We start from the raw sequence: 23,995 nt of genomic DNA, 5'->3' as shown, positions 1-23,995 counted from the left end.
TGCTTGCGATTTGGCTTTCCGCCATCAATGCGCATTTCGTCGGGCAATGCCATCGGTTTGTCGATGGAACCCTCGCAGAAAAAAGGCCCGGTTTTCACCGGGCCGTTTCATGATCAGGCATCTTCCTTTACCGGCGGCTTGGCGTCGCCGTAATAGGCCGAGAATTTCTCGTGATAATGCTCCGAACCGCCGGGGCCGGCATAACGCTGCAATTCCGTCATGTCGGTCTTGTTAAGCACGATGCCCAGCGTCTTGTTGGCGATCTGCGGTTCGTTGGCCATCAGGTTCTGCACCATCTGGATCGGCGTCTTGCCCCATTCGGTCACGAAGACAAAGCCGTCCACCTGCGGTGCAAAAGCCTTGGCGTCGATGACGGGAACGACGGGCGCAAGGTCAACGATGATGTAATCGCAGGCTTCGCGGGCAGAATCGATGAATTTGCGCATGCCGGAGGACGAGAGCAACTCGCTCGAATGGGCAAACTGGTTGCTGGTGGAAACCGGCAGGATGCCCATCTTCGTGCGCGTATCTACCTTCACCGCCTGCGTCCACGGAACTTCATCGAGCACGACTTCAACGAGGCCGGCGGACTGGCGTGTCGTCAGCATGCGGCTGAGGCCGGGATTGCGGATATCGGCGTCCACGACAAGCGTGCGTTTGCCTGTCGAGGCGATGAGCCCGGCGAGGTTGAGTGCCACGACCGACTTGCCTTCGTTCGGCAGGCAGGAAATGACGCCGATAACCCGGCACTGGCGTTCCTGAATGACGACATCCGCCGTCAGTTTCACGTTGCGCAGCGTTTCGGCGAAACTGGAGCGCGGGCTGTCGACGGCAAGGCGCAGCATTTTCTGGAAGGAGACCTGCCCGCTGTCGTCAAGCGTGGCGTTCTCGCCGCCGGGGGTGGCGGCGCTGTTGCCGGTCTTGGCATTTTCCACGCCTCTTTCACCGATGAAGGGCAGGTAGCCCAGGAAACGCATGCGCAGATTGTCCCGCACGTCATTGCCGGTGTGGAAGAAGCGATCGCGGAATTCCAGAAGTGCGGCGATACCGCCACCCAGCATCAGGCCGAGGATGACCGAAAGCGCCATGGTCATGGTCTTTTTCGGGCTGGAAGGCGATGTCGGCAGGCCGGCTTCGGAGATGATGCGGGCCTTGGCGATCGGCAGCGACTGCTTCTGCGAAGCCTCTTCGAAACGGCCAAGATACGACTGGTAGAGAGTGCGCAAGGCGGTTGCCCGCTGCTCGAGTTCGCGTAGTTGCACCATGGTGATATTGGCTTGCGAATTGCGGCCAGCCACCTTGTCGATATTGTCGCGCAACGACTGCACGCGGGAATTGGCGACGTCATATTCGTTCTTGAAGCTGCCAGTCAGCTGCTGCAATTCCTGGAAGATTTGCTGCGACAGCTCTTTTTTCTCGGCGTCGAGCGCGGTCGCCTGCGGGTGATCTGCACCGAACTGCTGGACGATACCCCGCTGCCGGTCGGAAATGGTGATGTAGCGCTTGCGTAAATCCTGAATGACCGAATTGTCGGTGTCACGAGCAGATACGACGGCGTTGTCGACAGCCGTTTCCGGTCCACGATCGATGATCGACTTATACTGGCTGTAACGGGCGGATGCCGTAGCGGCATCGGCCTGCGCGGCGATCAGCTGGCCGTTGAGATCGGCAAGCTGGCTTTCCGACATCAGTTCGCCGCGTGAGGACACGATATTATTGTCGGACCGGAATTTCTGAACCGCAAGCTCCGCCGCCTGGGCGCGCTGATTGAGGTCCGTCAGGCGCTCCTGCAACCATACCGAGGCGCGCTCGCTGGCGTCGAAATTGGCGTTCAGCTGTTCGGTGAGGTAAGCCTGCGCATAGGTCTTGGCGATCTGCGCGGCGAGCTGCCGGTCGGTGGAGCGGGTGGAGATGGCGATGACCGAGCTGCGGCCGACACGTTCCACCGTCAGCGATTGCTGCAGCACGGCAGCGGCCTTTTCGCGGCGTCCGGCGCGGATGGCGGCTTCGGAGACCGGTGGATCGCCCGGCAGGACAAGATCGAGGATACCGCGCACGGAAGATTTGACGAGTTCGACCGGCGACATCGGCGGATTGACGATGGTGTCGTTCTCGTCAAGCTTGGCCTTGTCGACCACCGTCAGCGCCATTTCCTTGGATTTGAGGATTTCCACGGCGCTGGCGATGCGGTTGTCGACGATCTGCGCGGCCGGCACCGGAGATTCCTCTTCCGCATAACGGGAAAGGCTTTCATCGAGCAGCACCTGCGTCATCGCGGTATAAACGGGGGTCGCGAGCACCAGATAAAGGCCGGCGAGGATGACGGCGGCAATGACGGAGGCGGCAATGACATTGGCACGGCGCACCACGGCGGCCCACAGGCGGTCGAGGTCGATGAACGTGTCGGAATCCTTGCCGGATTCCGGAAAACCGATGTTGGATTTAAAGGTCTTGTGGTGCATGGACCTACCTTGTGAATTAAAAATGGTACGCGGGAAGCCGAGCATCGCTCGCCTTCCCGCCTCCCGTTATCGGTGCGCCGGCCGCCTCCCCGGTGGCGCGATGAACGTCAGGCCGCCTGGACGCGGCTTTCGTGATTTGCGATCAGTTCCTTCACCGAAGCGAGGACCTGGGCCTCCATATCCGAACGCATCAGCGAGAAGGCGACGTTGGCGGCAATGAAGCCCTGTTTGCTGCCGCAATCAAAGGTGCGACCCGAATATTTCTGTGCGTGGAACGGCTGCTTTTCGGCAAGTCGCTTCATGCCATCGGTCAACTGAATCTCATTGCCCGCGCCGCGTTCCTGCCTGGCGAGAATATCGAAGATTTCCGGCTGCAGGATGTAGCGACCGTTCAGGTAATAATTCGAAGGCGCCTTCGAGGGTTCCGGCTTTTCGACCATTTCGGTGACGGAAAAGCCGTGATTGACCTTCTGGCCGACGCCGACGACGCCATAGGACGAGACTTCTTCCGGCAGGCATTCCTCGACACCGAGAATATTGCCGCCAACCTCGTCGTAAAGTTCCATCAGCCCGGCAATGCAGCCGCGTGCGCCATAGGACACCATGTCAGGCAGAAGCAGGGCGAAGGGTTCCTTGCCCACCAGTTCGCGCGCACACCAGACGGCGTGGCCGAGACCGAGTGGCACCTGCTGGCGCGTATAGCTGACGGTGCCGGCAACCGGCAGCATCTTTTCCAGCTGCAGCACCTGCACGGTCTTGCCGGAGCGAGTGAGCGTGTTGATGAGTTCGGGTGCGCTGTCGAAATAGTCCTCGATGGCGGTCTTGTTGCGGCTCGTGACAAAAATAATGTGTTCGATGCCGGCCTGCATGGCCTCGTCAACGGCATATTGCACAACGGGACGATCCACGATCGTCAGCATTTCCTTTGGCGTCGCCTTGGTGGCGGGCAAAAACCGCGTGCCGTTACCGGCTACCGGAATGACGGCTTTTCTGACAGTTCTGTTCAGGTCCATCGCGTTCTCCTTCATCAAGGTTTGATCTGTCCCCAGTCCCCGCGCAGATTTCGTCCACGCGCAAATTTCACGAAATCTGCCTTCTCACCCCTGTATTTTTGCCGCAGGCGCAAACATCGCGTCCCGCAGCCTCCTCAGCCGCACTGCAATGGGCATTCGCAAATGCCCCAGTACGGCAGGATCCCTGATCGTGGTCTTCAAGGCGCCGAGTACCGAGCGGCTCTTGATGTTTTCCACCAATGTCAAAAAATTATGCGCCAGCCGCAGGCTGCGGGCTCTCGCCTGCTGCGCATCCATGGCGGCCGGCAGCAATGTGTAGTGGCTCAGGAATTCCTGATCTGCCCGCATCATCGCCTCGACGTGATGAAGTTCGAGCACGCGCGAAATCGAGCCTTCGCGGATATTGTAGATATAACCCGGCTTCGGTTCGATGACGCAGAGACCGCCGGCAGCGAGCGCCGAGGCGAGCAGGATATAGTCCTCGCCGATGCGGATATCCTCGCGGAAGCGCAGCCCCTCGCCATTGAGGAAATCGCGTCGGAACATCGGTTTCATGTAACCGAAATTGAAGGTTGAACGGAACAGGATGTTGGAGGAAATGAAGTCCTCAAGCGTGAGAACCGCTCGTTCCTCCAGAAATCCTTCCGGGAACATCGTCTCCATCGGCCTGCCGTCGGTGTAGACGACATCGAGATTGTCGACCGCGACGACGGCATTGGCTGCTTCCGCCCGGCACATCATGCAGGCGGAGCGCTCGGGACGTATGACATCGTCGGAATCGAGCACGGCGATCCAGCGTCCGGTCGCGGCTTCGATGCCTGCATTGCGCGCACCGCCCGGACCGAGGTTTTCTTCGAGCGCAAGCAGGCGGACGCGCGGATCGATGGCGGCAATCGCCTCCACGAACGGGATGGTATCGTCGGCGGAACGGTCATCCACGACAATCACCTCCAGCGTCACGCCCCGCTGGTCGAGCGCGCTGTGAACGGCGGCTTCGATCGTATCGGCGGCATTATAGGCGGCGATGACGAAGCTGATATCGGGCGGTGAGGTGAGATTCTCCATCAGGTCGCCTCCACCGCACCATATTGGCGGATTTCACGCACGCCGAAGGCGCCGCTCATCGAACCCATATGCAACGCGCCGCGCAGCGCATAACGGTTGCGGCGCACGGCGTTGAAACCGTTCAGCGCGGCAAAGACACCGCAATAAAGTACCTTTGCGCCAGCCTTGATGACCTGCACCACGCGGCGTGCACCGGGCTTTTTCTCGGCCAGCACGCGGCCATGGGTCTGGCCGGACCGGAAGCGGCGCTTGGCAAGCCATATGAAGCTCGCGCGGTTTTCCGGAACCGGCTCCGACAGCACGGCATCTTCCGCAAAGACGATACGGCCGCCGGCGGCGTGAAGATGCGAGAAGAAATGCGTGTCTTCACCGCCGCTCTGGCCGAGCGCCAGGGCGAAGCGCCGGCCCTTCACCGCGGGCGCTTCCATCCTGAGCAGCGTATTGCAGGTATAACCGGTGATGATCTCGCCATTGACCCAGACCGGAACGGTCGAGTGGAAATCGCCGCGTTTCATCCAGCCCGGTGCATTGTCCCGGTAGACAGCCGTCACCGGGCCGAGAACGGTTTCCGCACCGGTTTCATCGGCCTTTTCCAGAAGGGCAGCCAGCCAATGCGGCGGGGCGGTTTCGTCATCATCGATAAAGGCCAGATAATCCGCCTTGCATTCCGACAGGCAGGCATTGCGGGCAATCGAAATATTGGATTTCGGGCAATGCACATAGGTAATCTCGAAGGGCGCGCTTTCGCGCAGGCGATCGACGCTCGCTTTGGCACTCGGCTGCTCGTCATTATCCGCAACAATCAGGCGAACTTTCACGCCTTCCGGCACGTCGAGCTCGAAGAGTGACAGAAGTGTGGCAACCAGCGCCGGGCGTCTGTAGGTGCAGATGCCGATATCGACGGTTTTCGAATCATGTGGGCGGGTGACGGTGTTGTCGGTCATGAGACAGCCTTTCTTCCCCGGAATTTCAGGAGTTCCAGCCAGAAGCCGGTGGACCAGGCCAGATGCATCACCATTGCCGAAAAGGCGGCGAGCGGGCCGTATGGATTTTTCTGACCTATTGCCATCCACAAGCCATAACCCACACATGCGGCGATCCAGAGGCCAAGCGGAATAAGCGCCACCCAATGCACGAGCGACAGCAGTGCAAGCACGAAGACCGGCAGGACCGCGAGCGGAATCATCTGACGGATTTTCGGGATGGAGCGATGTTTCAGCAAATTCTTCGCCCGGCCGCGACCATAGGCGAGATATTGCCGGAACAGCGGCATGACACTGGCGCGCGGGTAATAGGTCATGCGGGTCTTGTCGGTCATCCAGATGCGGAAACCGGATTTGCGCAGGCGGAAATCCAGTTCGGCATCCTCATTATGGCTGAAGCTCTCGTCATAACCGCCGACCGCATCGAAGGCGGCAATCCGCATCAATGCGTGATGGCCATGGTCGATCCAGTGGCCTTTGGCACCTTCACGGTGCTTGGAGCCGCCATTGCCGAGCTTGGAATTCTGGGCGATGGCCGTTGCCTTCTGAAACAGGCCGTGGCCGACCGTATCCATGGCCACGACGACGGAATCGGCGCCGGTGCGCTCCGCATCCTCGATCAGCCGCTGGCAATAATCATCGGGATAATCGCCGTGAGCGTCGATGCGGATGAGGTAGTCGAAATCCTCGCCGAAGGTGGCGACCGCAAGATTGATGCCGGCGCTCTGAATGCGCTTCGGATTGGCGAGAAGCGTGACGCGGTCGTCCGTCGCCGCGAAGGCGGAAACGATATTGCGGGTTCCGTCCGTGCTGCCGCCATCGGCAACGACGATGCGGAAAAGACGCCCCTGCATCGCGCCGGTGAATTTGACAAGCAGCCCCTCGATCGTCTTTGCCTCATTGAGGCAGGGAATGACGATCAGCGTTCTGATGCCGGAATGACCAAGACCTTCCATGATTTGCCCCCTACGCACTACACGGGTGAAAACTGCGCTTCACGGGCATGGCCGGAAGCGGATTTGGAAAGCGAGGACAAGTGCTGCACCAGCTGACGGCAATCGTCGCGGTCCGTCAGCCATTGTTTCCTGTCGAGGGCCGAAAGGGTGTTAAAGGCGTCCGCATAGGTTTGCGGCGTCATCTGGCCGAACAGAGCGGCGAGTTCGTCCGGGCGTGCATTTTGCAGGACAAAACCGATATCGCGTTTTTCAATGAAACGGGAGGTTTCCGTGCCGGCAAGCGCAATCGGCAGGGTGCCATAAAGGCAGCCCTCATAAAGCCGGTTGGGCAGCAGCCAGCTGGAATTCTGGCCCTCCTCGAAAAAATCGATCGCCCAGGTGAACTGCACCTCGTTGTAGATGGCGGCGAGATCCTCGGGGTTCTTGTAAGGCCCATGGAAATGCAGATGCGGGGCGGCGGCCAAGAAACCGTCGAAGTCCGCAAACTCCGAATAGGCCGGCCGGCCGCGCAGGATGATTTCGACCCCGCCTTCCATGCGGCGGGCAAAGTCGGCGAGGATTTCGAGCGATTTGCGGCAACGAAGCGCGCCGAACCAGCCGATTTTCCACGGCTCGCCGGGGGCGGGTGCGCGTGGTTGCGGCGTGACAGTAAAGGTGGCGTCGAGCGCCAGCACCTTGTTTTCCTGCAAAAGGACGGGAAGGCCGAGGCCGGAGACGGGCTTGAAATAATGCTCGACGAAGGCCGGAGAACTCGTCATCAGCAGCTTGGCGTCGCGGGCGAAATAACGCTGCGCTGCATTGAGCATCTGCCCGGGTTTGCCTTCGTTCAGAAGCAGGCGGTGAATGTCGAGACATTCGTAAACCAGCGCCGGCTGCCCGGAGTAGATCGACATGGCGCGCTTTGCCAGAGCCAGCATTTCGAGGTTTCTGGCAAGAATGACATCGGGGGTGGGGATGCCGCTCAATGTTTTGCCGAGCGAAAGGCTGGCTTTCGCCACCGCCGCCATGCGCTGCAGAAACTGCCCGTCGGCGGTCTCCCCGAGTACAACGGGTACGACGCCTTCGATCTCCGCCAGCCGGTTCTGCCCACGCCGGAAACCCGCCAGTGTGACCCGCGCCCCGCCCGCAAGCAGGGTCAGCACCCGCCGGCGAATGGCGGGGTCCGACAGATCATGCGCGAGATATACAACATGGGTCATGCAAGGGTCCGGTTGGTTCATGCGTCAGAGACGCCGCGAATGACGTTTTGGTTCAAAAAAATCAGTTGAGGGCGCAGGCGATGGATTCCGGGAACTGGCACTTGTCGCCGAGCGCCGTGAAGGCAAAACGATCAACGATCATCTGTGATGGTCCGGCGTAAGAAAACTTACCCATCCAGTCTTTCAGCGTGTCGGTGCCCCACAGGCTGAAGAAAATCTTCTGGGCGTTTTGCGGGATTTTCGACTCGTCCGTCACCTCATGGACGAGCTTGCCGTTGACGTAATAACGCAGGCGCTGCGGCTCCCAGACGAAAGCGTAGTCGTTAAAGCCGGCATCGGCGCCGCCTTCCACAGGCACCAGCTTCTCATTGCCGCCCTTGGCGGAAATATACTGGTTGAGCTGCACCTTACCGGTATTTTTGCCCAGAACCTCGAAGTCGATTTCATCGTGCGGTTTCTTGTCGGTCGGGCCGATATAGGTGAAGAACGCGGAGTTCAGGCCAGAGCCGGTGGCGGCCTTCATGCGGGCTTCATAGGTGCCGTAACGATAACGCCCCTTGGTCTGGATTTCACCGCAGGCGAAATTGCGCTCGCCGGCCTTGGCCTCCTCGAAACCGAGCGTCAGCTGGCCGTTTTCCACGGTCGCCAGTTTCTTCGACCAGGTACAATTTTGATGCGCGCCGTTGTTCCAGCCGTCGGAAACATACCAGAAGCTTCTGTCCATCTGATCGAAGTTCTCGATGAAGGACGTGCCGTTGCCTTCCTGCGCGTGCATCGGTGTTGCGAAAGCCGTGGCCGAAAGGGCTGCGGCAAGAAAAATGCGTGTCTGAACGCGGGTGACAAATGTTGTCATTGGTTCACCTCTGTCGTTGCGAATAAAGCGTTTCGGATGTGGGCGGGCCGATGATGGAACTCCGTTTGGCTGCAAAATCGGCTTGCGTTTTGCGTTTGCTGTTACGGCTTCCCGTCAGTACGCCATAAATGGCTGGCAGGTATTTGCGGATCTGGGCGTTGCTGATCACCAGAATGACGAAGGCGGAAAGTGTCGCGCTGATATAGAAGGCGGGATAGAAATCCGGTCCGCCCTTGTTCCAAACCATCCACATGATGACGAGCAACGGATAGTGGGCGCAGAAAATCCAGAAACTCAGGCTGCCGGTGTCGGCAAGCCGCTGGCCAAGCCGGCTGCGGATCAGGAGGGAGGAAGAGACCCAGAAACCGAGCGCGCCGAAGACCGCGAGCAGATTGCGCGACATGTTGAGCCAGAAGGTGAATTCCGGGCCGGTGAAATAAAGGCAGGTCGCCAGCATGGCGGAGGCGGCGAAGGTCAGCACCATGATCGGCAGGGCATAGGGATCGAGCGCCTTGACATCGACCCGGTGCAGCGCGAGCGCAATGCCGAGCGAAAAGCTGAAGAGGATGGATTTTTTCTGGACGATAAAGATCGTGAGATCTGGCATGGCGGTGATGATGAGCAGGATCGCCAGCGTCGGCAGCGCGAAACGGCGCATCAGAAAGGCGAGCACCGGCGACAGCAGGATACAGACGAAAAGATCACGCAGGAAATACAGCGGCACATTCACCGGCAGCTCCTCGAGCGCCGTTCCGTGGCTGATGATTTCACGCGGGCTGGCGTTCCAGAGATCGGGGAAATAACCCACGCCGACATCGAACAGCTGTACCAGCAGCACAACGGCAAACAGCGCACCATTCCACAGCAGGAAGGGTAAAAGCACGGTTTTAGACTTGGAACGGATCGTCGCCGGATAATCGAAACTGCTCATGCCGCGACGAAACAGCAGGTAACCGGAAATGGCGCTGAGACAGGGCACGCCGATGCGGAACAGCGCATCGCCGAGGAAAACCCGCAGCCAGTCGAAGAAGCCGTATAGGCCGAGAAACGGGCTGGTTTCGGCATCGTGCGGCACATGAACGAACACGATCCCCGATATCAGCAATATGCGCATCAAATTGATACGGGAGGATAGGTTCTGATCGACAGTCACATCAGTCACCCCTATTGGGCGGCGTCTCCCCACGCCGCGTTGCAACCAGAGCGAACTTAAGCCCGCACTGGAAAGTCTGGTTTCGACTTTGGGATAAAATGTGGCGACGCGGGAAAAACACAAGCTTAGATTTTGCGGGTGAATGTCTGGCGTTTTAGCCATTTTTGTCGTCATGAAAAGTCAAGTAAATGAAATTAAATGATTTTTTTGAAATTTAGCCGTCGTTAAAAATCTCTGAACTGTGTGGAATTGTCATTTGCCGTGATGCTGCGCTGCAAAAACAGCGGTGTCCGGCCTTGCCGCGGCGGAGGGGGTTGCCGCGGTAAGGACCGGTTAACGGCGGAAATGAGGCGTATTTTCCGAGTAAATTTCTAACCTTGGGTTGCGGTGTCGCGCATGCGCCGTGACTTCACCATTCCAAGGATTTTTCCAAGCAGCGCCCGTTCGGTCAGCAGGATCAGGACGCCATAGATGACGCCACCCACGGCAGCGCCGACGAGGACCTGGAGGCTGGCGCTCGGGATATGACCGGAAAGGGCGTGAAGCAGATAACGCACCGCAACGGCCATGATCAGCGCCGCGATCATCGGCCTGCTGCTGACATAGAGGCCGCGGAAAAACGGCGTGTCGCTTGCCTTGAATACGGCCCAGGAATAGGCGACCAGCGTCACCGCATTGACGATGCAGAGCCACACCATGGCGTCGATCAGCGTGCCATAAAGGGCGGCGAGCCACACCGCAACCGTGGTGACGATAGCGCGGACCGTCGCCGACCAGAAAAGCACGCGGCCGTAACCAGCCCCTTTGAGATAGGGGATGAAGGTACTGCAGGGTGTGAGAATGGCCTTGGAAAGGGCAAGAAGACCGAGAACCGGCCAGGCATAGGCCCAGTTCTGCCCGAAGATGACAAGCATGGCCGGTTCGGCCACGGCCCAGAGGCCGAACATCATCGGCGCGAGCAGCACGGTCAGCACCTGCGTGCTGAACATCAGGGCATCGCGGCGGCGCTGGGGATCGTCCATCATGCGGCTGAAGGCCGGAAACAGAACACCCATGACGGCCGACAGAACCACCTGATTGGGGATGCTCGCAAAACGGTTGGAGGCGGAATAGGCGCCGGCATCGGCAAGGCCGAGATGCCGGGCGATCACCACCATCGGTGACTGGAAGGTAACGAAATTGGCGATTTCCGAGCCCATCAGCCCGGAGCTGAAGCCGAGAAGCGGCACCAGCCGGCGCGGTTTCATGACGAAACGCGGGCAATAGCGCGAGACGGCATAAAGACCGATAAGCCGGATGAGGGCCGCGGCAAAAAGCTGGATGATGAGCGCCCAGACGCCGAAGCCGAGAAGCGCCAGAGCCACGGCAACGACTGCCGCAATGCTTTCCGAAGCCATGCTCCACACGGCGTCCTTGCTGAAATTCATGCGCCGGGCCAAGAGCGAATAGGCGACATCGCCGGCCAGCTGCAGCGGAATGAGGAAGGCCATGATGCGCAGCAGGTAAGCGCTTTCCACCGCTCCCAGCAGCCCGCCGAAAAATTCCGCGAAGATGTAGAGCACGGCGGCCATGGTGCAGGAAATCGCCAGATTGGCCCAGAAGACGGTATGGATCGTCTCCATATCCTCTTCCTTCTCGACGATCAGCGCCGAGGTCAGTCCCGCGCCGGCGATCATGGTCAGGAACTGTACAACCGTTAGTCCTACCGCCACCACCCCGAATTCTTCCGGAGAGAGGAGACGTGCGAGGATGGGGACCGTGACAAACTTAAGCCCGAATGTCCCTGTTTTTGATAAAACGCTCCAGCCGACATTCGTGGTGATGGTCTTTACATTTGGCGCTGGGGGCATACAAGCATCCTGTTTCTGGAGGCCGGCGGGAGGAAGCCGGTTGGGAGTTGCCGATACCATCGGGGCCGCTTTTAGGATCGGGCCCGACACTTCTTGATCAACGCAAGGGGCGAAACAATGGCAAGATTTACTGTCGTCATTCCCTATTACCAAAAGCAGCACGGTGTCTTGGGACGTGCACTCGCATCGGTTTTTGCGCAGACTTACCAAGACTTCGATCTTGTCATCGTCGATGACGAATCGCCATACCCGATCGACAAGGAACTTGCGGAACTTTCGCAAGAACAGAAAGACCGGATTATCGTCATTAAACAGGCCAATGCCGGCCCGGGCGGTGCGCGCAACACCGGTCTCGACCATGTGCCTGATGGCACCGACTATGTCGCCTTTCTCGATTCCGACGATATGTGGACACCCGACCATCTGCGCAATGCGGCCTTCTCTCTCAAGACCTATGGCGGCGAGTGCTACTGGGCATCCATGCAGGCAAGTGACGAATTTTATTATCATTTCGCCATTTCCGAGCTGGAGAAGAATGAGGGTGCGGCAAGGCTTTCCGAGAAGCCGCTGGTGATCGAACTGCCGGATCTCGCCAGCGTCATGCTGCGCAACTGGAGCTTCCTGCATCTCTCCTGCATGGTGATCGGACGGCCTCTTTTTGAAAAGATCCGCTTCGATCCGGCGCTTCGTCTGGCGGCGGAAGATGTTCTGTTTTTCTGTGATTGCATCCTTGCATCGAAGCGCACGCTTCTATGTGACGATGCCGGTGCAATGCGCGGGATGGGCGTCAATATCTTCCACAGCATCGACAATACCTCGCCGGAATTCCTGCGCCAGCAGTTCAATACCTGGGTGGCGCTCGATACGCTGGAGGGGCGTTTTTCACGCCGACCGGCCGATGTGGCGTCTATCGCTTCCTATAAAAACACGGCCCGTAAACAGGCGCTGTGGAGTCAGGCGGGCAATCTGAAACGGCGCAGGGCACCCCAATTCGGGCTGCTGTTCAAATGGGCGATGCGTGATCCCGCACTGCTGCGCGCCGCTTTCGAACTCGGTGCGGGAAAAATCGTCCGCTCGAGATGAGCGAATTCTCGCCCGCAAGAATTTATATGTTTTTTACCCAGGAGTGACCTCATGAAACCTTACCACTGGGAATCTCATCATGGAAATTTTGGTGACGATCTCAACCTGTGGCTGTGGGATTTTCTGCTCCCCGGCCTTCGCGATGTGCATGACGACGTCATGCTGGTCGGCGTCGGCACTGTCCTGAACGATGTTCTTCTGCCCGGAAAACAGCGCAAGCTGGTGATCGGCAGCGGTTATGGTTATGGCGCGGTGCCGGATACCAGCACCGAGTTCTGGGATATCCGTTGCGTGCGTGGCGAAAAAACCGCGGCCAAGCTGGGGCTTGCGCCCGAAAAGGGCATCGTCGATCCGGCCGTCATGGTCACCGAGATGCCAGACTTCAAAGGTCTGCCCAAGCTTTACAAGAAGACCTTCGTTCCCCATTGGGAATCGGCGGAATTCGGCATGTGGGAAACCGTGTGCGAACCGGCGGGGTTGACCTATCTCGACCCGCGTGGCGAGGCGAAAGCGGTTATCCGCGCCATCGCCCAGTCGGAATTCATCGTGGCCGAATCCATGCACGGCGCAATCCTTGCCGATGCCTTCCGCGTGCCGTGGGTCGCGGTCAGCACCTCGCCGTCGATCAACAGCTTCAAATGGAGCGACTGGGCCGGCAGCGTGGGTGTAGACTATCAGCCGCGTTATGTTCCGGTCTCCACCCGCGCCGAGGCCGCGAAAAAGGGGTCGCGTTTCTGGGGCATGAGTTTCCCGTCGCCGTCAGCCCCTGTCATTGCCGAGACCGGTTCCGTCCCGGCGCATGAGGGTGATGTACTGGTGCGGCCGCAGGAAACCCAGTCCCGGTCGTTGCGCAAACTGGCCAAGCAGGTGCTGGCCGCACCTTCCACGCTGGCACTCTGGCAGGCAAGCCGCGCAGAACCGCGCCTCAGCCCGGATGGCCGGTTGGAGGAGCGCAAAGAGCGTTTCGCCGCCGTTCTGGAAACGGTGAAGCGGGATTATCTGTGAGGGTGAAGAGTGGATGCGGCAGGGAGTTTTCTGCCGCCTTCTCTTGAGGATGGCCATCCTCTAGGGTCTCTATCGTCATGCTCGGGCCTGTCCCGAGCATCTGCAACCGACCGATCATACGATACGTGAGTAGATCCTCGGGACAAGCCCGAGGATGACGGTGAGAAATTGGCGGAGGTCGCCTTTTCCCTCACGAAACCAGCGTGCCATCCAGCAGATAACGCACATCCCGCACCGGCGGCGTTTTCCGGAAGCGGGCAGTCTTGTCGCTCCAGATGCCGCGCGTGATGGCGGGCAGGGCCGGCAGTCGCGTAAGCGCATGGCTCAGCGCGCCGCCCATGCCTTTCTGCTTTTTTGCATCGAGAAAATGGCGAAGCTCGAATTTGGCGCGGATGTGTTTTTCATGCTCGCGCAGGATCGCCTTTTCCTCGGCGGATAGCTGGCAGCCGGCCAGAATGGCCTTATCCGCCTCGTATAAACGACGAAGATCTTCCGTGCGATGGCGGCCGCTCAGGGAGTTGCCGCGAACGATTGCGCCGTAACCGCAATGGCGGATAACCTTGTAACGCGCGCCGGCGGCAAGAGCCCGCACGTAAAGTTCGTAATCCTCGCCGAGTCGCAGGCCCTCATCATAACGCAGCGCATGTTTGTCCAGAAAAGCGCGGCGTATCACCGGTTTCAGAAACCCGGTTTCTCCGCGTTCCACACCGGGTCTGGAAATATTGCCCTCCACGAATTCCGTGAGCGACAGATACCTTGCCTGCGGTTCGAAGCGGGCCGGCTGCATGGAGGATGCGCCGGGAACCGATTGCTGGATGAAGGCAATATTATCGGCCACCAGGTCCCATTCGTCATCGGCCAGCATGGCGGCAAAACGACCGCGGAAAAAGAAATCGTCCGCATCGAGAATGCTGATGAGCGGGGCAGAGGAAATCGAGATTGCATGGTTGCGCGCAGCCGAAGGACCACGATTGACGTCGAATCGCACAACCCGGAGCCGCCCCGTGCCGTCATCCGCAGCATGGGCCACATCGCTTGTCGTATCGGTCGAACCGTCGTCGATCACCACGACCTCGCCGACTTCAGGTTCCACAAGTGCGGAGCGAATGGCGATATCGATTGTTTCGGATGCGTTTTTCGCAGCGATGATGACGCAAATGGGCTGTGAACCACTCACCATGTGTTGTCCTTCTGCTTTGACCAACCGTCAGGATTTGGCCAGCAGAAAGTGTCATGGGTGTGGATGCAAGCGATTTTTTGCGACGCAATAAATGAATCTTCTTAAAAGCTCACATATCGGTCAGTTTGGCACCGTGCGGCGGGGCGCTTTTGACCGTGTCCGTCGTCATTGTCTCGGCGTTACGATCCAGCGAGAAGGTTTCTCGCATCCGCCGTTTTTCCCTGCTGACAAGAACCAGAATACCAATAAAATAACCGACTTGCAGAATGACGGCACAGATGAGGGTCTGGATGAAGGCCGTATAGAACGATCCGTGGATGAAGTATGTGGCAACCGCAAAAGCAAGCAATGCACCGATCATGCTGAAAAAAACACGAGGTGCATACATGGTGCTCTCCTCCCGAGAACGATTTCTCCGTTTTTGGCTGCGCTGCGGCATTTTTTTTCTTTGCAAGAAATATACGATGAGACCGGTGTTGTTTCAACACACATATATACTTCTTCTAACTCCAGCCGCATGAAATTTCGGTAATCTGGATTGGTAAATTCCTTGGTAATCGGTGACTTCCCCCCAATCGGGGCTGCCGCATAACGTGGTTTCATGCTTCTGAGGGGCATGAAATCGTTCTCATGCAGCGATTACCGGCTGTCTTACGCCCTCTGCAGACTTCGTTAACCATCTCGCCTTTAAAAAGTCGGTATTGATTCCTCAGCAAGAGCAAGGTGCCCGCGTGACAACGAGTTCAGAAGTAATCGCCTTTCCGGCAAAGAACCGCATTGCCGACGTAAAACGATGTGCAACCATGCTCGACCGGCTGCATGGTGTGGAGGCGAATGATTTCTGGCGTACGGAGTGCCGTGAGCTGGCCGCCCGCCTGATGGCGCTTGGTTATGAGGACGCCGCCATGCGGCGCGAGGTCATGGAGTTTCAAAACGCGGTGCAGGCGGAATTGTGGGCGGGCGACGCCACACACGAAGCGCGCCGCGACAGCCATTGAAGGCGCTTTCGGTGCCATTAAAAAAGCCGGCGGGTGAGACACCCGCCGGCTTTTTTATTCGTGCCTGTTTGATCAGGACGCGCTGGCGCCGCGCGTGCGTGCAACGCCGTCAAGCGCCGGCTTGTATTTCGGGTCCAGCCGCGCTGCGTGCGAATAGGACTTTGCGGCCTTGGCCATGTCACCGCGGCGCTCATAGACCAGCGCCTGATTGGCCCAGGATTCCGCCACCTTGTCGTCAAGCGAAATGGCGTGGTTGAAATCGGCAAAGGCATTTTCGTCGTCGTTCAGCGCGACATAAGAAAGGCCGCGGCCATTATAGGGCTCGGGCGATGTCGACGACAGCGAGATTGCCTTGGAGAAGTCCTCGATCGCCTGGGCGTGCTGGTTGCGCAGCTGGTAGATCAGGCCGCGATTGTGCCATGCGCGTCCATCGGTGGTTTCCAGCTCGATGGCGCGGGAGAAATCGTTGAAGGCTTCGTTGACGCGGCCGGACTGGCGGTAAAGATTACCGCGGCCGATCAATGCCACATCATAGCTCGCATTGATCTGCAGGGCAGCGTTGTAGTCCTGCAGGGCCTGCTGCTGCTGTCCGCTATTGCGGTAAACGAGCGCGCGGTTGGCATAGGCCTGGTAAAAGCGCGGGTTCAGCTGCAGCGCCTTGTTGAAGTCCTCGATGGCGCGGCGCGAATCGCCGGCGCGGCCATAAGCCGAGCCACGGACATTGTAACCTTCCGGATCCTGCGGATTGGCGTTGATGACCGAGGTGAGCGAGGCGATGTTTTCCTGCGAGCCCTGGGCGCGGTCGATCCTGAACACATCTTCCGTTTGGTTGGATGTCGCACAGCCGGAAAGGCCGGCAAGCACGGTGCAGATGACCAGAGAAGCGCGAAACCCTCTGTTGTTTTTCAATGGCACCCGGCGCGTGGAGGCATCGGAGTTTTTCACAACACAGGCGTCGACAGCGATCATTCGGTGTGGGTTCCCTCGCAGGCCGGTCTCATAATCGTTGTCCCACGATTTGTCTCCGGCCACAAACACAAAGAGCGGTGGCGAATTGATCGCCCCCGCCCAACAAGCATTCAAAAACGTCCAAAAGACGGCCTATTAACGGCTCGCGCGCGGGGCCGCAATCAGACCTTCGCGCTGCGCACGCTTGCGTGCCAGCTTGCGAACGCGGCGAACGGCTTCAGCCTTTTCGCGAGCGCGCTTCTGGGAGGGCTTTTCGTAATAATCGCGCATCTTCATTTCACGGAAAATGCCTTCGCGCTGCATCTTTTTCTTCAGGGCGCGGAGCGCCTGATCAACGTTATTGTCGCGGACTAGTACCTGCACGTTAAACCCGTTCCTTTAGTTTGGTTATCTTGCTGTGCGAATAAAGGCATTCGCACGCAAACAAAAATGGTCCGTCCAGCTGGCGAGCCGGGCGATTGGTGACGTGCAATATCAGATCATTTGCAGCAAGTCCAGCGGGTCGCGCATAATCCACCGGCAAAATGCGGCGTGTCCAGCATTCTTCCCGCAATGTCGAAACAAAATCATTGCGACGTCGCAAAATGAATATTGCCTCCCATCCCGATTTGCCATGTGTATGATACGGGCCGGGCGTATGTTTACGGCCTCTGGCCGGTTCTTGAGGAGCAGACTGCGAATGCGCAAATATTCCGTTTTTGCCGTGGCGCGTGAGGCGCTCAGGGGTCATAAGGGGTGGGATGCGCAATGGGCCTCACCCGAGCCGCGCAAGGATTATGATGTCATCATCATCGGCGGCGGCGGCCACGGGCTGGGCGCTGCCTATTATCTGGCCAAGGAACACGGCATCACCAATGTCGCGGTTCTGGAAAAAGGCTGGCTTGGCGGCGGCAATACCGGCCGCAACACCACCATCATCCGCTCCAACTATCTCTATGAAGAGAGCATGGATATTTACGAGCATTCCCTGAAACTGTGGGAAGGCCTGAGCCAGGATCTCAATTATAACGTCATGTATTCGGCGCGCGGCGTGATGATGCTGTCGCACAATATTCACGACCGGCAATCCTTCAGCCGCCATATCAATGCCAACCGTCTTTACGGCATCGACAATGAGTGGCTGACGCCGGAGCAGGCGAAAGCCTATTGCCCGCCGCTCGATATATCAGGCAATGCGCGTTATCCGATCAACGGTGCAGCACTCCAGCGCCGCGGCGGCACGGCGCGCCACGATGCGGTGGCCTGGGGTTATGCGCGCGCGGCCTCCGACCGCGGCGTGCACATCATCCAGAACTGCGAGGTCACGGGCATTCGTCGTGGACCTGACGGGGCAGTGACGGGCGTCGAGACCAATCGCGGTTTCATAGGCGCGAAGAAAATCGGCGTTTCCGCCGCCGGCCACTCCTCCGTCATCATGAAAATGGCTGACGTGCGCGTTCCCCTGCATTCCAATCCGTTGCAGGCGCTGGTGTCGGAACCGCTGAAGCCGATCTTCCCATGCGTTGTCATGTCCAACACGGTACATGCCTATATTTCGCAGTCCGACAAGGGCGAGCTGGTGATTGGTGCCGGCACGGACCAGTATAATTCCTATTCCCAGACTGGCGGTCTGCAGATCATCACCCATACGCTCGACGCCATCTGCGAGCTCTTCCCGATTTTCCGGCGCGTGAAGATGATGCGCCAATGGGGCGGCATCACCGACAACACACCTGATCGTTCCGCCATCCAGAGCGTGACGCCGGTGCCGAACCTCTTTGTCAATTGCGGCTGGGGTACGGGCGGCTTCAAGGCAACGCCGGGTTCGGCCAATCTCTTTGCGCATCTCATCGCCCGCGGCGAACCGCATCGCCTGGCAGCTGGCCTGACGCTCGACCGGTTCCGCACCGGCAGGCTGATCGACGAGGCTGCCGCTGCCGCGGTAGCGCATTGATGCTGGCGGCGGCCATGCTTGCGATCAACATATCAGGCGCGGCCGCGGCCGTGCCCGTCGGCAGCGTCATTCCCGAGGTACAGGATTTTCGCAGCCAGAAAATCCAGAAGATGCAGGGCGAGAAAGACTGGCCTTTCATGGCGGAAAAAGGCCTGCTTCTTTGTGCTCCAAGTCTCGCGAACAAGATGGTTTATTTTGTCGGCGAGAAGGAGGATGGCGAGCAGGACTATCCCTTCGCGATAGACACCGACATGATGGCGGTTGCCATCGTTAATATGGGCCGGGCCTCGGCGCTGCGCCCCTTCGATAATTTCGAGCAGCTTTTAAAGCGGCTTTCCCCCTTCGTAGCCATGGGGAAGCGGCTATGTGACCAACCCGCCGGAACGATACTTCCGGAAAATTCTCTCTAGGTGGAGCGACGATGCTTCTGATCCATTGCCCCTATTGCGGGGAAGACCGTTCCGAACTGGAATTCCGCTGGGCGGGCGAAGCCCATATCGCCCGGCCGGAAAACATCGCCGATATTTCCGACGAGGCCTTCGCGGAGTATTTCTTCATTCGCGACAATGACAAGGGCCTCGTTTTCGAGCGCTGGCGTCACATTCACGGCTGCGGCCGTTTCTTCAACGCCGCCCGCGATTCCGTCAGCGATAAATTCCTGATGACCTACAAGGCCGGCGAACCCAAACCGGATACTGAGACGGTCCTTTCCGCAGAAAAGGGAGCCGGACAATGAGCGGCGACTATCGTATCAAGGGCGCCGGCCGCCTCACCCCGGCCAGAACCGCGCGTTTCACCTTCGACGGCAAGATTTATCCGGCGCTGGAGGGCGATACCGTTGCGTCAGCGCTTCTGGCCAATGGCGTGCATCTGGTCGGCCGCTCGTTCAAATATCACCGTCCGCGTGGTTTCCTGTCCGCCGGACCGGAAGAGCCGAACGCGCTGATCGACGTGTCACGAGACAGCCTGCGCAAGCAGCCCAATGTACGCGCCACGGTGCAGGAAGTGTTCGACGGCGCCATCATTGCCTCGCAGAACCGTTTCCCGTCGTTGTCCTTCGATCTGAGCGCCATCAACGACCTCCTGTCGCCGATGTTCGCGGCCGGTTTTTATTATAAGACCTTCATGTGGCCAAAGGCCGCCTGGCACAAGATTTACGAACCGCTGATCCGCCGTGCCGCCGGTCTCGGCAAGGCGCCGAGCGAACCGGATGCGGATCATTATTCCGGCCGTTATGCCCATTGCGACGTTCTGGTCGCCGGTGCCGGCGTTGCCGGCCTGACGGCGGCGCTGTCGGCGGCGAAAACCGGCGCCAGCGTCATTCTGGTGGATGAGAATGCCGAAGTCGGCGGCGCGCTGCGCTTCGATACCGGCGCGGTGATCGACGGTCTGCCCGGTTACGAATGGGCGCAGAAGGTTCTCGCCGAGCTGCAAGCGATGCCCAATGTGCGGGTTCTGACACGCACGACGGCCTTTGGTTATTACAACCACAATTTCGTGGCGCTGGCGGAGCGCGTTACCGATCATCTCGCCACGCCGGCCAGACACCAGCCGCGCGAGCGGCTGTGGCAGGTGCGCGCGAAAAAGGTCGTGCTTGCGGCGGGCGCAATCGAGCGCCATATGGTCTTTGCTAACAACGACCGGCCGGGCATCATGCTGGCTGCTGCTGCCCGCACCTATCTCAACCAGTACGGCGTCTCCGTCGGCCATAATGTCGGTGTCTACACCGCCCATGATTCGGCCTATGAGACAGCCTTCGACCTGAAAAAGGCCGGCGTGAAGATCGCCGCCATCGTCGATTGCCGCGAGCACCCGGATCAGCGCCTGCTGGACGAGGCGCGGGCGCGCGGCATCGAGGTGCTGGCAGGCCACAGCGTTTACAACACCGCCGGCCGCCTGCGCGTCTCTTCCATGACGGTTGGCCGCAATGGCGGGTCGAACAAGCGCAAGATCGCCATCGATGCGCTTGTGGTTTCCGCTGGATGGACGCCATCGGTGCATCTCTTCTCACAATCGCGCGGCAAGCTGAAGTTTGACGCGGCTAACCAGCGTTTCCTGCCTGATATCCATGTGCAGAACTGCGTTTCCATCGGCGCCTGCAACGGCACGGATGATCTTGCCGCGATCATTGCCGAAGCGGCCGCTGCCGGCGGCGGTTCGGTGGAATTCTCCGGCGAAAATACTCGGGCATGGACGGGTGGCATGATCGGTGCGGCCGAAGGCGCGGGTGAGGCCACCGGGGTCAAGGCCTTCATCGATTTCCAGCACGATGTCTGTGCCAAGGATATCCGCCTTGCCGTACGCGAGGGCATGCATTCCGTCGAGCACATCAAGCGCTTCACCACCAATGGCATGGCGTCCGATCAGGGCAAGATGTCGAACATGCATGGCCTTGCCATCGCCTCCGAAGCGCTCGGTCGGGATTTGCCCAAGGTCGGTCTCACCACCTTCCGCCAGCCCTATACGCCTGTTACCTTCGGCACGATCGTCAACCATTCGCGCGGTGCGTTGTTCGACCCGGCCCGCAAGACGCCGATGCATGAGGCAGAACTGGCGGCCGGCGCGGTATTCGAAGATGTCGGCAACTGGAAACGCGCCTGGTTCTTCCCCCGCGCTGGCGAGGACATGCATGAGGCGATCAACCGTGAATGCAAGACGGTGCGTGAGAGCGTCGGCGTGTTCGACGCCTCGACACTCGGCAAGATCGAAGTGGTCGGCCCGGACGCGGCGAAGTTCCTGAACCTCATCTACACCAATGCCTGGGATACGCTGAAACCCGGCCGCTGCCGTTATGGCATCATGACCCGCGAAGACGGCTTCGTTTACGATGACGGCGTTGTCGGGCGTCTGGCCGAGGACCGTTTCCATGTGACGACGACGACAGGCGGCGCGCCGCGTGTGCTCCAGCACATGGAAGATTATCTCCAGACCGAATTCCCCGATCTCAACGTCTGGCTCACCTCGGCGACCGAACAATGGGCAGTCATTGCCGTGCAGGGGCCGAAGGCACGCGAGGTGATCGCGCCCTTCGTCGAAGGTATCGATCTGTCGCCGGAAGCCTTCCCGCATATGGCGGTGGCCGAGGGTAAATTCTGCGGCGTGCCGACGCGGCTTTTCCGCGTCTCCTTCACCGGCGAACTCGGTTTCGAAATCAATGTGCCGGCCGATTACGGCACTGCCGTCTGGTCCGCTATCCGCGACAGGGCGGAAGCCGTGGGCGGTTGCCTTTACGGCACCGAGACCATGCATATCCTGCGTGCGGAAAAGGGCTATATCATCGTCGGTCAGGATACGGACGGCACGGTGACACCTGACGATGCCGGGCTCGCCTGGGCCGTTTCCAAGAAGAAGACGGATTTCGTCGGCATTCGCGGCCTGAAACGCATCGATCTTACAAGAAGCGGCCGCAAGCAGCTCGTCGGTCTGAAGACGAAGGATAGGCTGACCGTGCCAGACGAAGGCGGCCAGATCGTCGCCGATCCGAACCAGCCGAAGCCGATGACCATGCTCGGCCATGTCACCTCGGCCTATTGGTCGGAAAATCTCGGCCATTCCATTGCTTTTGCGCTGGTGGCAGATGGCAGGGCGCGCATGGGCGAAACGCTCTATATTCCGCTTGCCGACAAAACCATTGCCGTCGAAGTGACCGACATGGTCTTCCTCGACAAGGAAGGAGCCCGTCTCAATGGCTGACATGCTGCACGCAAAACGCAAATCCGTGCTCGAGGATTTCCACGGCGGCTCGCCTTTCGTTTCGCTGAAACCCGCCGCTTCCGCCTCGCGGCTGTCGTTGCGGGCGCGGGAAAGCGCCGTGCCGGCCCTCTCGGAAGCACTCGGCCTTGCGCTCCCCACCAGCCCGAAAGGCTCCGTCACGTCGGGCCTGCGCTCCACTCTGTGGCTCGGCCCGGATGAGTGGCTGGTGATCGATCAGGGCGAAAGCGACCTGATGGCGGCGCTTGCCGGCGTCTCCGGGTTGTTTTCCGCAACCGATGTTTCCCACCGCAACACGGCGGTCATCGTTTCCGGCCCCGGCGCGGAAGCAGCACTCAATGCCGGCTGCCCGCAAGACCTGTCTCCGGCGCGGTTCCCGGTGGGCGCCTGCTCGCGCACGGTTTTCGGTAAGGCCGAAGTGGTGTTGTTGCGCACGGCGGATGATACGTTCCGGGTGGAATGCTGGCGCTCCTTTGCCGAATATGTCGGCGGGCTGCTGCAGGAAGCGGCGGCCGACGTGGCGGTTTAGCGCCTCCACCCCCGCCATTCGACCCATCGACCATGGAAATCGGCCCGGCCGATCTCCTGTTTCTCACCGGTCGGCCAGGTTTGCAGGGTAATGGCGGCACCACCGGGTGTCGCATCTGCCTCCATTTGCAGGCGGGCAAGCGGGGCCTCCGGCGTGGCGCGGGCGCCAGCCTCGGTAATCAATGCCTCGCCCGCCTGTTTCAGGGCATCCGGCAGATATTGCCAGGCGATGGAGTGATAGACCACATGGGTCGCACCAGTATATTGCATGAAAAGGCGGCGTTTCAGCCAGTCGATCGCATCGGCTTTTTCCACCTGCAGGCCGTTCTCCACCGCGATCCGTAACGCCGCCGCGGTGCGCTCCAACCTGTCGGTCTGGTCGGCCCAGATATAGGACATCAGCCGCAAGCGGTCTTCGGACGAAGAGGGGTCGAGCGGGTTGAGATCGCATCCGGCGCGTTCGATGACCTCGATCCGCCCATCCGGCGGTGCGCTGCCGCGCCATTCCGGCGACTGGAAGACATCGGATTGTTCCCCCCATGCAAAATCACCGAGACGATAGCGGTATCGGTCGAATTGCAGGTTGAGCCCGGCGCTCGCTCCCACCTCGGAGAGTACGAGCGGCTTGCCGGTGCGCTCGGCAATTGAAAGAAAGCCCGGCAACAGTACGGCTGAACGGCGGACTTCGTTGGTCTGCGGTGGTGATTTCAGCCTTTCGAGGATGAAGACCTGATGGAAACGCAGGGCGCTGGCACAGGCCTGCCACAGCGCATCCTGGTCATCGGGCGCAATATCGACAAGCGGCGCGATCTTTTCCTTGATGGCCAGCGCATGCAGCGCACCCGCCAGCCGCAGGGGAACGGAATCACCGGATGGGCCGACATCGCCGGGCCAGGACAGGATTGTCTCGCCGACTTCCGTCTGGCGGTCGAGCCTTGCGGCCACGGCGCGACAAAGCCGTGCGGTAAAGGGAGAGCCGAGGCTGTCACAGGCTTTTGCCTGCACGAGAAACGCATTCCTTACGGCTTCGTCATGCATGCGGTCTCTCCCTTGC

The 23,995-nt window shown here is 59.6% G+C and carries 22 protein-coding genes; 8 read left to right on the top strand and 14 right to left on the bottom strand.

Features of this window, described 5'->3' with window-relative positions; all coding sequences use genetic code 11:
- Nucleotides 1-113: 113 nt before the first annotated feature.
- From O8B93_RS17710 to O8B93_RS17670, 9 genes are all read right to left on the bottom strand, one after another.
- Entirely contained in the window at nt 114-2,462 is a 2,349-nt protein-coding gene (locus O8B93_RS17710) for a polysaccharide biosynthesis tyrosine autokinase (RefSeq protein ID WP_269711231.1), read from the bottom strand.
- Between the two features lie 107 nt (nt 2,463-2,569).
- Nucleotides 2,570-3,475: a UTP--glucose-1-phosphate uridylyltransferase gene (locus O8B93_RS17705; RefSeq protein ID WP_269711229.1), complete on the bottom strand. Its 906-nt coding sequence runs from the start codon at nt 3,473-3,475 to the stop codon at nt 2,570-2,572.
- A gap of 84 nt (nt 3,476-3,559) precedes the next feature.
- Nucleotides 3,560-4,540, bottom strand: coding sequence for a glycosyltransferase family 2 protein (locus O8B93_RS17700; RefSeq protein WP_269711228.1), 981 nt, complete (start codon nt 4,538-4,540; stop codon nt 3,560-3,562).
- Nucleotides 4,540-5,484: a glycosyltransferase family 2 protein gene (locus O8B93_RS17695; protein WP_269711227.1), complete on the bottom strand. Its 945-nt coding sequence runs from the start codon at nt 5,482-5,484 to the stop codon at nt 4,540-4,542. Before O8B93_RS17695 ends, O8B93_RS17700 begins: the two co-directional genes overlap by 1 nt.
- A complete protein-coding gene (locus O8B93_RS17690) occupies nt 5,481-6,479 on the bottom strand; it encodes a glycosyltransferase family 2 protein (protein WP_269711226.1) in 999 nt (332 codons plus the stop codon). The genes O8B93_RS17695 and O8B93_RS17690 overlap by 4 nt, the downstream gene beginning before the upstream one ends.
- 17 nt (nt 6,480-6,496) lie before the next feature.
- A complete protein-coding gene (locus O8B93_RS17685; protein WP_269711225.1) occupies nt 6,497-7,678 on the bottom strand; it encodes a glycosyltransferase family protein in 1,182 nt (393 codons plus the stop codon).
- 61 nt (nt 7,679-7,739) lie between these two features.
- Complete coding sequence (gene exoK, locus O8B93_RS17680; protein WP_269711224.1) at nt 7,740-8,531, bottom strand: endo-1,3-1,4-beta-glycanase ExoK; 792 nt, start codon at nt 8,529-8,531, stop codon at nt 7,740-7,742.
- 4 nt (nt 8,532-8,535) lie between these two features.
- Nucleotides 8,536-9,684 (bottom strand): acyltransferase family protein, encoded by a 1,149-nt coding sequence (locus tag O8B93_RS17675; protein ID WP_269711223.1) that lies wholly within the window; start codon nt 9,682-9,684, stop codon nt 8,536-8,538.
- Nucleotides 9,685-10,055: 371 nt separating this feature from the next.
- A complete protein-coding gene (locus O8B93_RS17670; protein WP_269711222.1) occupies nt 10,056-11,534 on the bottom strand; it encodes a lipopolysaccharide biosynthesis protein in 1,479 nt (492 codons plus the stop codon).
- A 117-nt stretch (nt 11,535-11,651) separates the two neighbouring features.
- Between O8B93_RS17670 and O8B93_RS17665 the strand changes: the two genes are divergently transcribed.
- On the top strand, nt 11,652-12,617 hold the full coding sequence (locus O8B93_RS17665; RefSeq protein WP_269711221.1) for a glycosyltransferase family A protein: 966 nt from the start codon (nt 11,652-11,654) through the stop codon (nt 12,615-12,617).
- Nucleotides 12,618-12,668: 51 nt separating this feature from the next.
- A complete protein-coding gene (locus O8B93_RS17660; protein ID WP_269711220.1) occupies nt 12,669-13,622 on the top strand; it encodes a polysaccharide pyruvyl transferase family protein in 954 nt (317 codons plus the stop codon).
- 190 nt (nt 13,623-13,812) lie between these two features.
- Here the strand turns inward: O8B93_RS17660 and O8B93_RS17655 are convergent, their stop codons facing one another.
- Together O8B93_RS17655 and O8B93_RS17650 are read right to left on the bottom strand one after the other, a co-directional pair.
- On the bottom strand, nt 13,813-14,802 hold the full coding sequence (locus O8B93_RS17655; protein ID WP_269711218.1) for a glycosyltransferase family 2 protein: 990 nt from the start codon (nt 14,800-14,802) through the stop codon (nt 13,813-13,815).
- A 109-nt stretch (nt 14,803-14,911) separates the two neighbouring features.
- Nucleotides 14,912-15,190, bottom strand: a complete 279-nt coding sequence (locus tag O8B93_RS17650; RefSeq protein WP_269711268.1) for an exopolysaccharide production repressor protein — start codon at nt 15,188-15,190, stop codon at nt 14,912-14,914.
- Between the two features lie 343 nt (nt 15,191-15,533).
- On the opposite strand from O8B93_RS17650, the gene O8B93_RS17645 reads away from it, so the two are divergent.
- Entirely contained in the window at nt 15,534-15,800 is a 267-nt protein-coding gene (locus O8B93_RS17645) for a DUF6074 family protein (RefSeq protein WP_269711217.1), read from the top strand.
- A 72-nt stretch (nt 15,801-15,872) separates the two neighbouring features.
- Here O8B93_RS17645 and O8B93_RS17640 read toward each other — a convergent pair whose 3' ends face one another.
- Both O8B93_RS17640 and rpsU read right to left on the bottom strand, forming a co-directional pair.
- On the bottom strand, nt 15,873-16,769 hold the full coding sequence (locus O8B93_RS17640) for a tetratricopeptide repeat protein (protein WP_174011070.1): 897 nt from the start codon (nt 16,767-16,769) through the stop codon (nt 15,873-15,875).
- Between the two features lie 135 nt (nt 16,770-16,904).
- Nucleotides 16,905-17,132 carry a 30S ribosomal protein S21 gene (gene rpsU, locus O8B93_RS17635; protein ID WP_006313768.1) on the bottom strand — a complete coding sequence of 76 codons (228 nt, stop codon included), beginning with the start codon at nt 17,130-17,132 and terminating at the stop codon, nt 16,905-16,907.
- 316 nt (nt 17,133-17,448) lie between these two features.
- On the opposite strand from rpsU, the gene O8B93_RS17630 reads away from it, so the two are divergent.
- Genes O8B93_RS17630 through O8B93_RS17610 form a run of 5 tightly spaced genes read left to right on the top strand, consistent with a single transcriptional unit; the run spans nt 17,449 to nt 22,942 of the window.
- Complete coding sequence (locus tag O8B93_RS17630; RefSeq protein WP_003522141.1) at nt 17,449-18,702, top strand: sarcosine oxidase subunit beta family protein; 1,254 nt, start codon at nt 17,449-17,451, stop codon at nt 18,700-18,702.
- A complete protein-coding gene (locus O8B93_RS17625; RefSeq protein WP_269711214.1) occupies nt 18,702-19,112 on the top strand; it encodes a hypothetical protein in 411 nt (136 codons plus the stop codon). Before O8B93_RS17630 ends, O8B93_RS17625 begins: the two co-directional genes overlap by 1 nt.
- An 11-nt stretch (nt 19,113-19,123) precedes the next feature.
- Nucleotides 19,124-19,438, top strand: coding sequence for a sarcosine oxidase subunit delta (locus O8B93_RS17620; protein WP_003508553.1), 315 nt, complete (start codon nt 19,124-19,126; stop codon nt 19,436-19,438).
- Nucleotides 19,435-22,395 (top strand): sarcosine oxidase subunit alpha, encoded by a 2,961-nt coding sequence (locus tag O8B93_RS17615; RefSeq protein WP_269711212.1) that lies wholly within the window; start codon nt 19,435-19,437, stop codon nt 22,393-22,395. Before O8B93_RS17620 ends, O8B93_RS17615 begins: the two co-directional genes overlap by 4 nt.
- Nucleotides 22,388-22,942, top strand: a complete 555-nt coding sequence (locus O8B93_RS17610) for a sarcosine oxidase subunit gamma (RefSeq protein WP_269711211.1) — start codon at nt 22,388-22,390, stop codon at nt 22,940-22,942. The genes O8B93_RS17615 and O8B93_RS17610 overlap by 8 nt, the downstream gene beginning before the upstream one ends.
- Here the strand turns inward: O8B93_RS17610 and O8B93_RS17605 are convergent.
- Complete coding sequence (locus O8B93_RS17605) at nt 22,939-23,979, bottom strand: DUF2332 domain-containing protein (protein ID WP_269711210.1); 1,041 nt, start codon at nt 23,977-23,979, stop codon at nt 22,939-22,941. The genes O8B93_RS17610 and O8B93_RS17605 overlap by 4 nt on opposite strands.
- Nucleotides 23,980-23,995 lie beyond the last annotated feature (16 nt).

Source organism: Martinezella rhizogenes, assembly GCF_027460065.1.
In the GTDB taxonomy this organism is placed as follows: domain Bacteria; phylum Pseudomonadota; class Alphaproteobacteria; order Rhizobiales; family Rhizobiaceae; genus Agrobacterium; species Agrobacterium rhizogenes_C.
The sequence above is the reverse complement of the archived record's forward strand: the minus strand, read 5'-3'. Positions and strand labels throughout refer to the sequence as shown.

Coding starts and splice junctions, on each gene's coding strand:
- O8B93_RS17665 (WP_269711221.1), top strand. CDS start 11,652: ATGGCAAGATTTACTGTCGTCATTCCCTATTACCAAAAGCAGCACGGT.
- O8B93_RS17605 (WP_269711210.1), bottom strand. CDS start 23,979: ATGCATGACGAAGCCGTAAGGAATGCGTTTCTCGTGCAGGCAAAAGCC.
- O8B93_RS17620 (WP_003508553.1), top strand. CDS start 19,124: ATGCTTCTGATCCATTGCCCCTATTGCGGGGAAGACCGTTCCGAACTG.
- O8B93_RS17650 (WP_269711268.1), bottom strand. CDS start 15,190: ATGTATGCACCTCGTGTTTTTTTCAGCATGATCGGTGCATTGCTTGCT.
- O8B93_RS17700 (WP_269711228.1), bottom strand. CDS start 4,540: ATGGAGAATCTCACCTCACCGCCCGATATCAGCTTCGTCATCGCCGCC.
- O8B93_RS17685 (WP_269711225.1), bottom strand. CDS start 7,678: ATGACCCATGTTGTATATCTCGCGCATGATCTGTCGGACCCCGCCATT.
- O8B93_RS17615 (WP_269711212.1), top strand. CDS start 19,435: ATGAGCGGCGACTATCGTATCAAGGGCGCCGGCCGCCTCACCCCGGCC.
- O8B93_RS17610 (WP_269711211.1), top strand. CDS start 22,388: ATGGCTGACATGCTGCACGCAAAACGCAAATCCGTGCTCGAGGATTTC.
- O8B93_RS17695 (WP_269711227.1), bottom strand. CDS start 5,484: ATGACCGACAACACCGTCACCCGCCCACATGATTCGAAAACCGTCGAT.
- O8B93_RS17705 (WP_269711229.1), bottom strand. CDS start 3,475: ATGGACCTGAACAGAACTGTCAGAAAAGCCGTCATTCCGGTAGCCGGT.
- exoK (WP_269711224.1), bottom strand. CDS start 8,531: ATGACAACATTTGTCACCCGCGTTCAGACACGCATTTTTCTTGCCGCA.
- O8B93_RS17630 (WP_003522141.1), top strand. CDS start 17,449: ATGCGCAAATATTCCGTTTTTGCCGTGGCGCGTGAGGCGCTCAGGGGT.
- O8B93_RS17710 (WP_269711231.1), bottom strand. CDS start 2,462: ATGCACCACAAGACCTTTAAATCCAACATCGGTTTTCCGGAATCCGGC.
- O8B93_RS17660 (WP_269711220.1), top strand. CDS start 12,669: ATGAAACCTTACCACTGGGAATCTCATCATGGAAATTTTGGTGACGAT.
- O8B93_RS17670 (WP_269711222.1), bottom strand. CDS start 11,534: ATGCCCCCAGCGCCAAATGTAAAGACCATCACCACGAATGTCGGCTGG.
- O8B93_RS17655 (WP_269711218.1), bottom strand. CDS start 14,802: ATGGTGAGTGGTTCACAGCCCATTTGCGTCATCATCGCTGCGAAAAAC.
- O8B93_RS17640 (WP_174011070.1), bottom strand. CDS start 16,769: ATGATCGCTGTCGACGCCTGTGTTGTGAAAAACTCCGATGCCTCCACG.
- O8B93_RS17625 (WP_269711214.1), top strand. CDS start 18,702: ATGCTGGCGGCGGCCATGCTTGCGATCAACATATCAGGCGCGGCCGCG.
- O8B93_RS17690 (WP_269711226.1), bottom strand. CDS start 6,479: ATGGAAGGTCTTGGTCATTCCGGCATCAGAACGCTGATCGTCATTCCC.